Here is an 11,547-nt window from a genome sequence, read left to right as displayed (position 1 = left end):
TCCGGTGTGTCCTGCCTGCTGTCCTGTGTGGCCTCGCCCATGAAACATGCCAGTGATCGCTGGCATGGTTGGAGAGTAGAGGAGGAACGTACCCATGGGTAGGGGTGCGGCGAGGGAAAGTTACCGCCGGTTGCACCCCTGGCCCGGGCGTCCGGCCGCCGGCGCCGCATAGGCTCTCGGTGTGGCGCACAGAACATCGGCGGACGGCGGACGGGCGGACGGCGGACGGGCGGACGGCGCGGCGCACACGCGGACCGGGCCGGGGGACGACGGCACGGACCCGCCCGCCGAGTACCGCACGGCCGAACTCGCCAGGGCCGCCGGCATCACCGTGCGCACCCTGCGGTTCTACCGCGAGCGCAGACTCCTCCCGCCGCCGCGCCGCGAGGGCCGCATCGCCTGGTACAACGAGCACCACCTCAACCGGCTGCGGACGATCTCCGCGCTGCTGGCCCGCGGCCACACCCTCGGTGGGATCGCCGACCTGATCGACGCCTTCGAGAAGGGCCGGGACGCGGGCGGCGCGGCCGAACTGCTCGGCCTGGAGAGCACGCTGGTCTCCCCCTGGTCGCAGGAGACCCCCGTCCGCCTCACCCCCGAGGACCTGGCCGCCCACTTCCCCGACGAGGTCACCTCCGACAACCTCGCCACCGCACTGGACCTGGGCTACGTCGCCGTCGACGGCGACGAGGTCGTCCACGTCAGCCGCCGCCTGCTCGACGCCTCCACCTCCCTGGTGGGCGAGGGCATCCCGCTGGGGTCCGTGCTGGAGGCCGGGCGCGTGGTGCGCGAGCACGCCGACGCCGTCGCCGACCTGTTCACCGGCCTCGTCCGCGCCCATCTGTTCACCGGCGTCCGTGAGCTCTCCCCCGACGACCTGCGGCGCCTGTCGGACGTGATGGACCGGCTGCGCCCGCTGGCCGAGCAGGTGGTCAACGTCGAACTGGCGCTGGCCATGGACCGCCGTGTCCGCGCGGAGCTGGAGAGCTGGTCGCGGCCGGACGGGCCCGGCGGGAATCCGGAGCCGGAGCCGGACCCGGGTCCGGGTCCGGGTCCGGGTCCGGGTCCGGACGGCCGGCCGCGGGACCGGCCCGGCGGCTGACCGGCGCGCGGCCACTCCACCGCGCCATGCCCGTGAAGTCCATGTATGACCGCCGCCCCCGCGGCAACCCGTACCTCGATGGTGCACACACAGTCCGGGGCCACGACGCGTTCCGACCGCCCCTCGCCCATGACCCGCGCCGCACGCGCGGTGCGGGCCGAAGCCGTCTGGGGCGCCCGCTCCCTGCGCCGAGCCGGGCAGGGGCCGGGCCGGGAGCGCGACGCCGTCGTCCAGTCCCTCAAGGCCGCGCTCGCCGCCGTCCTGGCCTGGCTGGCCGCCGCCTGGCTGCTGCCCGACGCCTTCGCCCTGATGGCGCCCTGGGTGGCGGTGGTCCTGGTCCAGGCCACCGTCTACCGCTCGGTGTGGCAGGGGCTCCAGCAGACGATGGCGATCACCCTCGGCACGGTGCTCGCCGCGGCCCTGGTCATCCCGTTCGGTCATCCGGTGCTGGTGATGATCCTCGTCCTGCCCGTCACCACCCTGCTGGGCAACTGGCCGCGCTTCGGCGCCCAGGGCATCTACGCATCCACCGCCGCCCTGTTCACCCTCGTCCCCGGCGAGGCCACGCTCGACTCGGCCGTCTCCCGCGTTCTGGCCGCCCTGCTGGGCACCGCCGTCGGCGTCGGCGTCAACGCGCTGCTCCTGCCGCCCGTCCATCTGCGCAGCGCGCGCGAGGCGGTGGACTCCGCCGTCCGCGAGGCGCGGGAGATCGTGACCGAGGTCGCGGACGGCCTGGACGAGCCCTGGGAGCACGACCGCGTCCGCGCCTGGTACGACCGGGCCTGCCGGCTGCCCCGGCTGATCCGCGGCGTGGAGTCCGCGGTCGGCTGGAGCCGCGAGAGCACACGCTTCAACCCCGAGAGCCGCCGCGCCGAGGCCGCGCGGCTGACGGCGGCGTACGAGGAGACCCTGGCCACCCTGGAGGACGTCGCCGAACGCCTCACCGTCCTGACCCGGACCCTGCTGGAGGCGGCCGACGAGGGCGAGGACGTGCCCCGTCCCGGCCACGAGGTCACCCGCCCGTACGCCGGCTTCCTGCACCGGGTGGCCGCCGCCCTGGACGCCTACGGGCGCACGGTCACCGGCGACGCCCCCGAGACGGCCCGCCGCGAACTGCGCGAGGTCGTCGGGGAGATCCGCGTCGAACAGGACCGGCTCCGCGCCGAGCTCCCCCGGCACGCGGCCGCCGTCCCGGAGGGACTGTCGGTGCTGGGCCCCCTGCTGGCGGAGTCCCGCCGGCTGGCCACGAGCCTCCTGCCGGGCGGCCGCGGCGAGGGCGGGGCAGGCAGCGGGGACGGCGACGACGGCGACGGGAGCGGCGCCTCCGGCCGTCAGGGCGCGTAGACGGCCGTCACCGGCGCGTGGTCGCTCCATCGGCCCGCGTGGTCGGCCGCGCGCTCCACGTACGCCTTCACCGCCCGCCGCGCCAGCGGCTCGGTGGCGACGTGAAGGTCGATCCTCCACCCTGCGTCATTGTCGAAGGCCCGACCCCGGTAGGACCACCACGAGTACGGGCCGTCCTGGTCCGGGTGGAGGCGGCGGACGACGTCGGTGTAGCCGGCCTCGTCGAAGACCCGGCCGAGCCAGGCGCGCTCCTCGGGCAGGAATCCGGAGCTCTTCCGGTTGGCCTTCCAGTTCCTGATGTCGGCCTCCTGGTGGGCGATGTTCCAGTCGCCGCAGACCAGGACCTCGCGGCCGGCCGCGGCGGCGCGCTCGCGCAGCCCGGCCAGGTAGGGCAGGAAGGCCGCCATGAAGCGCTCCTTCTCCTCCTGCCGCTCGGTGCCGACCTCGCCCGAGGGCAGGTAGAGGCTGGCGACGGTCAGGCCCGGCAGGTCCACCTCCAGGTAGCGGCCGGAGTCCGTGAACTCGCTCACCCCGAATCCCACCCGCACATCCTCGGGCGCACGCCGGGTGAGCACCGCCACACCCGCGCGCCCCTTGGCGGCGGCCGGGGCGTACACCGCGTGCCAGCCCTCCGGATCGCGTACCTCGCCGGGGAGTTGCTCCGGCTCGGCACGCACCTCCTGCAGGCACACCACCTCCGCGTCGGTGGCGGCCAGCCACTGGGTGTAGCCCTTCTTCGCCGCGGCGCGCAGCCCGTTCACATTGACCGTCGAAATCGTCAGCACCCTGGCACCTTACGATGCGGACATGCGCATCACGCCCGTCGCCTACGACCACCCCGACGCCGCGAAGCTCACCGATCTGGTGCAGCTGGAGTACGCCGAGCGCTACGGCGGCGAGGGCGATGTCACACCTCTGGACCCCGGGATGTTCTCGCCGCCCGGCGGTCTGTTCCTGATCGCGTACGACGAGCGGGACCGGCCCGTGGCCACCGGCGGCTGGCGGGCGATGGACGAGAACGGGGAGAACTACCGCGACGGCGACGCCGAGCTCAAGCGGATGTTCGTGATCCGCGAGGCGCGGCGTCAGGGACTGTCCCGCCGCATCCTGGCCCTGCTGGAGGAGGACGCGCGGGAGGCGGGCCGGCTGCGGATGGTGCTGGAGACCGGCACCAAGCAACCGGAGGCGATGGCGCTGTACGAGTCGAGCGGCTACACGCCCACCGAGAAGTTCGGGGTCTACCGTCACGAGCCCGACAGCCGCTGCTACGCCAAGCCGCTGCGCTGAGCCTCTGCCCAGGGCCCCCGCACCGGAACTCCGCACCGGAACCCCGCGACGGACCCCAGCACCGGTCCGGCAGCTCCTTGACCTCAAGCCTGCTTGAGGTTCTACGTTCGTCCGCGCAGGCCGGTGCCCGCCGGCCCGCGCGGAAGCACACGACGTGAAGGACGTACGTCCATGACGGACGCGGAGAACACCGGCGAGGACGGCTCGGACCGGCGCTGGGACGGCGCGGAGCTGGACCTGGACGCCTATCTGGCCCGGATCGGCCACACCGGGGACCGTTCCCCGACCGAGGCGAGCCTGCGCGCCCTGCACCGCGCGCACGTGCTGGGCGTCCCCTTCGAGAACCTGGAGATCGTCCTGGGACGGCCGGTCCCGCTCGGTCTGCCCGCCCTCCAGGACAGGATCGTGCGCCGGGCGCGCGGCGGCTACTGCTTCGAGCACGCCCGGCTCTTCGCCGCCGCCCTGGAGCGGCTGGGCTTCGGCGTAGCGGCCTGACCTCGCGGGTGGGCATGGGCTCGGGCCGCGTACGCCCCGCCACGCACGCCCTCCTGCGCGTGGAGACGGCCGAGACGGCGAGGACCGGGGGGTGTGGATCTGCGACGTCGGCTTCGGCGGCAGCCCGCTGGAGCCGGTCGAGCTGGCCGACGGGGCGCGGACCTCCGGCAGCGGATGGGAGTTCCGGCTGGAGCGCACCGTCACGCCCCCGGGCGCGACCGCGGAGGCCCGGGAGTGGGTGCTGCACGAGCGGCGCGGGGCCGGGGAGGAGTGGTCGGACCTGCACACCTTCACCCTGGACCCGCGGTACGCGATCGACTGGGAGGTGGGCAGCCACTACGTCTCCACCCATCCCCGCTCACCGTTCGTCCGGCGCCCGGTCGTCCAGCGCACCGGCCCGGACGTCCGGCAGGCGCTGTACGGCGCGAGCTGGGTGACCACCGCCCGCGCGGACGGCTCGCGCCGGGTGCGGGAGCTGAGGCCGCGCGAGGTGCCCGAGGTCCTGGGGGACGTCTTCGGCGTCGAGCTGGACGCGGCCGACGCCGAGGCGCTCGCCGGCGTCGTGGAACGCCTTCCCGCCGAAGGCGGTCCGGCCGGCGTACCGGCCGACTGAGGGCATGCACGAGAGGGCGCCCGCCGGGTCCGGCGGGCGCCCCCTCGTGCTTCGGAGCGCTGCCGGTCAGGCCGCCGCGCCGCCCGTACCGTCCGCGCCGGCGCCCGCCGTGCGGCGGCGGCGCACGATCACCACGGCCGCGCCGCCCGCGGTCAGCAGGAGCAGGGCGAGGCCGCCCGCCGTCAGCGCGGTCGTGCCGGTGGAGGCCAGGCTGCCGTCCGCGCTCTCGCCGCCGGAGGTGCCTCCGGAGGTCCCGGCGGAACCGGTGGATCCGCCGTCGCCCTTGCCGCCGTCATCGCCGCCCTTGCCGTCGCCGCCGTCACCCTCGCCCTCGGAGCCGCCCGCACCGCCGGCGCCACCCGTGCCGCCGGTGGAGTCGCCGTCGCCGGGGGTCTCCTCGTCGCCGGTGCCGTTGAGCACGATCCACCCTTCTCGAAGGTGCCCTCGAAGGCGCACAGGGCGACGCGACGCATCCGGATCAGGTTGTCCTCGTTCTCCACGGCGTACGCGCAGTTGCCGTACTCCTCGGGGAAGGACAGCCCGCGCGAGCCGGTGAACCGCAGGATGACGCCGTCGGCGTCCACACCGCCGACGTTGCGGAAGCCCAGCGGGGCCTCGAAGGTGTCGCCGGCGGCGAAGCCCTCGGGCTCGGTCAGCGTGCGCATGCGGAGCTCGGGTCCGCCGACGAGGACGTCGATGCTGTGCTCGGTGAACTCCAGCCCCTCGCCCTCACCGGTGACGGTGATCGTGCCGGTGTCCCCGGCCTCGCTCTCCGCACCGGGCGCGAGGCCGATGTCCCAGTTCCGGTTGTACACGTCGCCCGCGTAGAGCTCGTACTCGGTGCAGACGGCCACCAGGCCGTCGGCGTCGCAGGGCAGTTTCACGTCCGCGACGCCCTCCAGGCCGGTCGCGTCGATGGTGACGGTGTACTCCCCCTGGTGGATGGGGGGGGGAATGACGCCCTCGTGGTCGGGATCGACCTCGCCGGGCCCCTTGAGCCCCACCTCGATCTGCGCCTCTCCCTCGGCGGGCTCTCCCGCCTGGAGCGACAGGTCGAACGAGCCGGGTCCGGTGAAGGCCACCGGGATCGGCGCGGCGCCCCCGGGCTCCTCCGCGTTGGCCGTGCCCACGGCGCCTGCCGCCAGCATTCCGGCGACGGTCAGGCCGCCGACGGCCCGCTGCCACAGTCTGTGCCTCGAGTGGCGTCGCACTCTTCGCGTCTCCTCGGTGGTCGGAAGTGTCCGGGCGCGCACAGCGTGCACGGCGCGTACGCGGTGCCCACGCTGCGCTCTTCACGCCCGGGTTTCCCGACCTCCGGGACCCCGGCGGGGTTGCCCACGGCGAGGTCACACCCCGGTCTCGTTTCGGTTACCCGCGGTACACCCCGTCGCCGTGCGCCGGCTTCCGCCGTGGCCGGCGAGCCACGGCGGCCATCCCTTGGCCGCCGGAGTCCGGGAGCGTGTGGAGGTGCACCGGTCGGCCTGGCTGCACTACCGGGGTGTGCTGGGGCCGGCCCACCTCACGCTGATCCCCGCCGGCCGACCGGCGTCACCGCGGCCCGCCACCCGTCCCGTTCCGTCCGCCGTCCCGCCCGCCGCCCTGTCCGCCGCTTCGGCGGCGATCTCGGCGGCGACGGCCTCCCACACGCGCGGGGACGGCCGTACGGACACGCCGTCGGTGGGAGCGGCGCGGCGGGCGGTGTCCGCCAGTTCCCGCAGGGCCGCCAGCTCCTCGCGGCAGGCGGCGCAGTGCTCCAGATGCCGCTCGGCGGCAAGGGTCTCCTGCTCGGTGGCCTCTCCGAAGGCGAGCGCGGCCGACAGGGTGGGGTCGCAGTGGTCCACGCCGTCCTCCTCCTCGCCGTGCCGCCGTGGCGGCCTGTCGCCGGACCGTACCGTGCCGGCGGCCCGGACCCGGTCGTCCCTGAGTCTCACTCCCCGGCGGGGACGGCGTACACCAGCAGGTTCTTCTGGTAACCGCCGCTCTCCCGGTCGTACGGGGGCGCGCAGGTGACCAGGGTCAGCACCGGCCGTCCGTCGCGCCGGAACACCTCGTCGGGGAGGCTGTCCTGGCCGACCACCTCACGGGCCGTCACCTCGTACCGCAGCGGCGGGGCGCCTTGGCGCTCGACGGTGATGTCGTCGCCCTCGCGGACGCCGTACAGCTTGGCGAAGGCGCCCAGGTCACCGGTGCGGTCGTCGACGTGGCCGACGACGACGGCGGAACCGGCCCGCGCGCCCGGCGCCGGCCCGTAGCGGTACCAGCCGGCCTGCCCGGCGTCCTCGGGAATCTCCACCGTGCCGTCGTCCTCGACCCCGACACCCTGGACGCGGACGTCCAGGGCTAGCCGGGGGATACTCAGGGCCACCGGCTCGGGCGCGGACGCGCCGCCCCCCTCTTCCGCACGGCTGTCGTGGACCTCGAACGGCGCCCCGGCCGCGGGCTCCTGGGCCCGCGGCCGGTCGCCGAAGTCCTGTGGCACCGCGGCGCCGGACGGCCGCAGCGACCAGGCCAGCAGCGCGGCCAGGACGGCGGCGACCACCGCGGCGGCCGTGACGGCCGCCGCGGAGGGCCGCCCACCCCCGATGAGGGCACGCATGGCCGTCAGTTGTCCCCGGCGTAGCGGCGGCGGGCGGCCAGCAGACCGGCGACCGCGACGGCGCCCGCGGTGCCCCAGGCCAGCCAGGCGGTGGCCGACTCGTTGTCCGCGGCCATCGCACCGCTCTCACCGGCGTCCACGCCGCCCGGCGCGGAGGCCATGCCGCTGATCGTCTGCGTCTTCAGCGCGAGGTTCTCGTCCTCGGCGCTGCCCCAGGCGTAGACGACGGTGTTGGCGCCCTCTCCGAGTTCCAGGTCGGCGGGGCCGATGGCGACGGTGTCGGTGCCGGCGAGGACCACGTCGGCACTGACCGTGCCGGCGGGCACCTCCAGCGACTCCTCGTTGGGGTTGGTCAGGCCCTCGATGACCGGTTCTCCGCCGGCGCGGACGTCCACGGCCGGGGCGGCGGCCACGTGGCGGACGGTCAGCCGGGACTGCCCGGCCGGGACCTTGGAGGTGTCGTTGACGAAGGCGGTGAGCACCGGGTCGCCCTCCGCGTTCAGGTGCGCGGCGAGCGTGGCGTTCGCGCCGGCCGGGACCTCGACGCTCTTCTGGATGGCGGGGTCGCCGTCGGGGCCCTCGCCGTCCGCGAAGACCTCGATGTCGTAGGTGCCCGGGTCCAGCGCCTGAGGCTCGGTCAGGGTGCCGGGCTCGAAGTCGGGGAGCAGCTCGTTTCCGTTGGCGTAGACGTCGACGGTGAGGCCGGGGACGCCGTGGAAGACCGAGACCGATGCCTTCTCGCCCTGTGTGTGGTTGTCCGCGGAGGCGGGGACGGCCACGGCCAGGGACAGTGCGCACGCACCGGCGGTGACGGAGACGATCTTCCTGCTGCGCGAGTTCATCATCGGGATTTCCCTTCGTGGGAGCCCCGCTCGGATGCGGGACTTCACCCTCTCTTCCGGACTGCCGGCCCTTTCGGATGCACTTCACGACGGATTTCACGGATTGACGGTCCGTCGCCTGTTGTGGGGGGTTGGTCGGTCGGCGTGCCGCTACGCCCTTCCCTGGGCGCTTTCACGGTGGTTGTCACGGTTCAGAGCGGGCCGGTCCGGGCCGGTCCCCCGCGTTCCCCCTGCTCCGAGGGCCTCGGGGGCGGGGCCCGGTGCGCTGATCCCCACTGCCGCCAGGCGGCGCCTGCGCTCCTCCTCGGCGGCAGCCTGCTCAGGGTGGCGCCTGAGCCAGTATGGGTTGTCGTGCGGCAGTCCGCCACTTATCCGCCCGTACATACCGAATGTGAGGATGACCAGGCCCATCAGGAAGCTGAAGATGACGTTGGGCATGCGGAACGCCAGGATGTTGGCGGAGGTCTCCAACAGGGCGAGGTTGGTGAAGCCGCTGAGGATGAACAGCGCGCCGACCGTCATGTTGAGCGTGGAGGCGAAGTTGCCGCCGATGACCGCTCCGGCGATCAGAAGCGTTCCGACGGTCACCGAGACCAGGCTCAGCAGACCGTTGCTGGACAGTCCCGCTATCTCGGAACCGGTGGTGTCGAAGAAGTCGAGCCGGTTGGCGAATCCGAGGATTCCGAAGACCAGCAGGATGACACCGCTGACGGCGGCTCCGTAGCGGTAGACACCGGCCAGCCGGTGGTCCATGGGCAGTTCGTCGCGGATTTTCATGGTTGCTGTCTCCTCACGGGAGTTCACGGAGGGTCACGGGGCGTACCGGACGGCGTCCATCCGCCGGCGCAGCCGCAGCAGTCCCCTGCGGGCGTGCGCCTTGACCGTGCCCAGGGGCAGGCCGGTGCGGCGGGCTATCTCAGCGTGGGTGAGGTCCTCGTAGAAGGCCAGGAAGAGCACCCGGCGCTGGGGCGCGGGCAGCTCGGCCAGCGCGCGGGCTATCAGGAGGCGGTCCAGGACCTCGTCCGGATGTGGTCCGGCCGCGGCGGGTGGGAACGTGGAGCCCGCCGCGGCCGGCTCGCGGCGCCGGGCGCGGGCGGCCAGCGCGTCGGCGGCCACCTTGCGGGTGATGCCGACGAGCCAGCCCGGCAGCGGGCCGCGCTCGGGCCGGTAGGCGCCCCGGCCGCGCCAGGCGGCCAGGAAGACCTGCTGTGTGACGTCCTCCGCGTCCTGGCGGTCGCCCAGGACGCGGGCGGACAGGGTGTGGACGAGCGTGCCCCAGCGTTCGAAGAGTTCGGCCAGGGCCCATTCCTCGCCGTGCGCCAGGGCGCGGGCCACGTCCTCCTCGGAGGCGGTCGCACCACCGGGGACCGGCCGGCGCGGCTGCGTGAGCGCGTCCGGGCGGGGGGCCGTACGCGGGGCCGCCACCTGGACCGTCGCAAGCGTCATGGCTTCGCTCCTCCCACCGGGCGCGGGGTGCGCTTCGGTGGTTCCACGGTGGAGCGCATGACGGATGGCAGCAAGTTGCATCGTTTCTGCGTCGACTACCCTGGACGCATGGCGGATGCTCCGGAAGCCGATGACCGCACGCCCGGGCAGGCGGGGCTCAGCACCGGCGCCGTCGCCCGGCGGCTGGGCGTCGCGCCCACCACCCTGCGCTCGTGGGACCGGCGGTACGGGCTGGGGCCGAGCGTCCGGGAGGGCGGCAGGCACCGGCGGTGGTCGCCGCGGGACATCGCGGTACTGGAGGCCATGTGCCGTCTGACCGCCTCCGGCGTGCCCCCGGCGGAGGCCGCCCGCCAGGCACGCGCCGCCGCCTCGCCCGGCCCGGCGGCCCCCGCGCCCGCGCAGCCCGCGCCCGGGGAACCGGCGGAACCGGCGGCCCTCCCGGACCCCGCACACCCCACAGAGACCGCACCACCCGCCGAACCGTCCTCCGCACCGGCCCGCGCGGGCGGCGGCAACACCCTCCCCGTGGGCAGCAGCGTGAGCCGGGAATGCCGGGGCCTGGCCCGCGCGGCCGTACGCCTGGACGCCCCCGCCCTCGACGACCTGCTGGACCGGGCTATCGCCGCCCACGGCGTGGCCGGCGCCTGGGAGGAGGTGATCATGCCCACCCTGCGGGCGGCGGGCCGCAAGTGGGTCACCTCCGGTGAGCGCTACGTGGAGGTGGAGCACCTGCTGTCCTGGCACGTCTCCTCGGCCCTGCGCCGCGTGGCGGCCCGGCCGCGCCCCGCGTCCGCCGCCTCCCCCGCTCCCTCCACCCCGGTGCTGCTGGCCTGCGCGCCCGACGAGACCCACACCCTCCCGCTGGAGGTCCTGGCGGCCGCGCTGGCCGAGCACGGCGTCGGCATCCGGATGTTCGGCGCCTCCGTCCCGGCCGATGCGATGGAGGAGGCGGTACGCCGCACCGGGCCGTCCGCCGTCGTCCTGTGGTCCCAGACCCGCCGCACCGCCGACCCCGCCCTGGTCCGCCGGGTGCGCGCCACCGCCTGGGGCGTGCGCGGCGCCCGCGTGCGCCCCACCGTACTGGTCGCCGGGCCGGGCTGGCGGGGGCTGCGCCTGCCGGGCATCGCCCGCCCCCGCGGCCTGCGCGACGCCCTGGAACTGCTGACCGCCCCGCCGGAACCCCGGTCGCCGGACCGCCCGGCCTGACATGCTCGGGAACCCAACTCCCGAAGGGATCACCGTGGCGCAGCCCGAGCACGAGACCCGTACCGCTCTCCCGCCCGCGCTCGAGTCGATGACCCTGCTGGTGGCGGCCATCATCGTCCACGACCGGGCCGCCGACCGCGTCCTCCTCCTCCAGCGCGGGCCACGAGCCAAGTTCGCCCGGGGGATGTGGGACCTGCCCACCGGCAAGAGCGACCCCGGCGAGCCCGTCACCGAGACCGCGGTGCGCGAACTGCGCGAGGAGACCGGCCTGGTGGTGAAGGCCGAGCACCTGCGCCTGGCCCATGTCGTCCACGGAGCCTGGGGCGTCGAGTCCCCGAACGGCTACCTCACCGTCGTCTTCACCGCCCACGAGTGGTCGGGCGAGCCCGGGAACCGCGAGCCGGGCAAGCACTCCCAGGTCCGCTGGGTCCCCGTCGACGCCCTCCCGGGGAACTTCGTCCCCTCCACCGCCGGCGCCCTGCGCGGCTACCTCACCGGCGGCCCGCAGCTCTCCCTCGTCCGCTGGGACACCTGAGGCGCCGAGCGCCGGACAGGCTTTGGGCGGTGGCCGTCCTCACCGGTCCGGAGACGAGCGGAGCATGCCCGGTTCCGGGCG

14 protein-coding genes are annotated in these 11,547 nt (G+C 74.8%); 7 read left to right on the top strand and 7 right to left on the bottom strand.

Annotated features, from left to right (window positions below; genetic code table 11):
* Nucleotides 1–181: 181 nt before the first annotated feature.
* Together IQ279_RS04950 and IQ279_RS04945 are read left to right on the top strand one after the other, a co-directional pair.
* Entirely contained in the window at nt 182–1,102 is a 921-nt protein-coding gene (locus IQ279_RS04950; protein ID WP_206347036.1) for a MerR family transcriptional regulator, read from the top strand.
* 78 nt (nt 1,103–1,180) lie between these two features.
* Nucleotides 1,181–2,446 (top strand): FUSC family protein, encoded by a 1,266-nt coding sequence (locus IQ279_RS04945; protein WP_206347035.1) that lies wholly within the window; start codon nt 1,181–1,183, stop codon nt 2,444–2,446.
* Here IQ279_RS04945 and IQ279_RS04940 read toward each other — a convergent pair.
* Complete coding sequence (locus IQ279_RS04940; protein WP_206347034.1) at nt 2,434–3,231, bottom strand: exodeoxyribonuclease III; 798 nt, start codon at nt 3,229–3,231, stop codon at nt 2,434–2,436. The genes IQ279_RS04945 and IQ279_RS04940 overlap by 13 nt on opposite strands.
* Nucleotides 3,232–3,253: 22 nt before the next feature.
* On the opposite strand from IQ279_RS04940, the gene IQ279_RS04935 reads away from it, so the two are divergent.
* The 3 genes from IQ279_RS04935 to IQ279_RS28440 all read left to right on the top strand — a co-directional run bounded on the left by IQ279_RS04935 (nt 3,254) and on the right by IQ279_RS28440 (nt 4,841).
* A complete protein-coding gene (locus IQ279_RS04935) occupies nt 3,254–3,733 on the top strand; it encodes a GNAT family N-acetyltransferase (protein ID WP_206347033.1) in 480 nt (159 codons plus the stop codon).
* Between the two features lie 171 nt (nt 3,734–3,904).
* Nucleotides 3,905–4,228, top strand: coding sequence for an arylamine N-acetyltransferase family protein (locus IQ279_RS28445; RefSeq protein ID WP_277402491.1), 324 nt, complete (start codon nt 3,905–3,907; stop codon nt 4,226–4,228).
* 91 nt (nt 4,229–4,319) lie between these two features.
* Entirely contained in the window at nt 4,320–4,841 is a 522-nt protein-coding gene (locus tag IQ279_RS28440) for an arylamine N-acetyltransferase family protein (RefSeq protein WP_307792203.1), read from the top strand.
* 182 nt (nt 4,842–5,023) lie between these two features.
* Here IQ279_RS28440 and IQ279_RS04925 read toward each other — a convergent pair whose 3' ends face one another.
* The 6 genes from IQ279_RS04925 to IQ279_RS04900 form a co-directional block, all read right to left on the bottom strand.
* Nucleotides 5,024–6,052 (bottom strand): COG1361 family protein, encoded by a 1,029-nt coding sequence (locus IQ279_RS04925; RefSeq protein ID WP_206347032.1) that lies wholly within the window; start codon nt 6,050–6,052, stop codon nt 5,024–5,026.
* A gap of 279 nt (nt 6,053–6,331) precedes the next feature.
* On the bottom strand, nt 6,332–6,682 hold the full coding sequence (locus tag IQ279_RS04920; RefSeq protein WP_206347031.1) for an anti-sigma factor: 351 nt from the start codon (nt 6,680–6,682) through the stop codon (nt 6,332–6,334).
* Between the two features lie 86 nt (nt 6,683–6,768).
* On the bottom strand, nt 6,769–7,437 hold the full coding sequence (locus IQ279_RS04915) for a class F sortase (RefSeq protein WP_206347030.1): 669 nt from the start codon (nt 7,435–7,437) through the stop codon (nt 6,769–6,771).
* Nucleotides 7,438–7,442: 5 nt separating this feature from the next.
* Nucleotides 7,443–8,282 carry a DUF4397 domain-containing protein gene (locus IQ279_RS04910; RefSeq protein WP_206347029.1) on the bottom strand — a complete coding sequence of 280 codons (840 nt, stop codon included), beginning with the start codon at nt 8,280–8,282 and terminating at the stop codon, nt 7,443–7,445.
* Nucleotides 8,283–8,429: 147 nt separating this feature from the next.
* The gene (locus IQ279_RS04905) at nt 8,430–9,056 is read right to left on the bottom strand and encodes a DUF4383 domain-containing protein (protein WP_206347028.1); all 627 of its coding nucleotides are present in this window, start codon (nt 9,054–9,056) and stop codon (nt 8,430–8,432) included.
* Nucleotides 9,057–9,089: 33 nt separating this feature from the next.
* Entirely contained in the window at nt 9,090–9,725 is a 636-nt protein-coding gene (locus tag IQ279_RS04900; RefSeq protein ID WP_206347027.1) for a sigma-70 family RNA polymerase sigma factor, read from the bottom strand.
* 108 nt (nt 9,726–9,833) lie between these two features.
* Here IQ279_RS04900 and IQ279_RS04895 point away from each other — a divergent pair, with 108 nt between their 5' ends.
* Together IQ279_RS04895 and IQ279_RS04890 are read left to right on the top strand one after the other, a co-directional pair.
* Complete coding sequence (locus IQ279_RS04895; protein WP_206347026.1) at nt 9,834–10,931, top strand: MerR family transcriptional regulator; 1,098 nt, start codon at nt 9,834–9,836, stop codon at nt 10,929–10,931.
* Between the two features lies 1 nt (nt 10,932).
* Nucleotides 10,933–11,466 (top strand): NUDIX domain-containing protein, encoded by a 534-nt coding sequence (locus tag IQ279_RS04890; RefSeq protein ID WP_206347025.1) that lies wholly within the window; start codon nt 10,933–10,935, stop codon nt 11,464–11,466.
* Nucleotides 11,467–11,547: the final 81 nt, after the last annotated feature.

This window comes from Streptomyces verrucosisporus, assembly GCF_017114865.1.
Lineage (GTDB): Bacteria > Actinomycetota > Actinomycetes > Streptomycetales > Streptomycetaceae > Streptomyces > Streptomyces fenghuangensis.
Note: the sequence above shows the minus strand (reverse complement) of the source record. Positions and strands in the feature narration are given on the sequence as shown.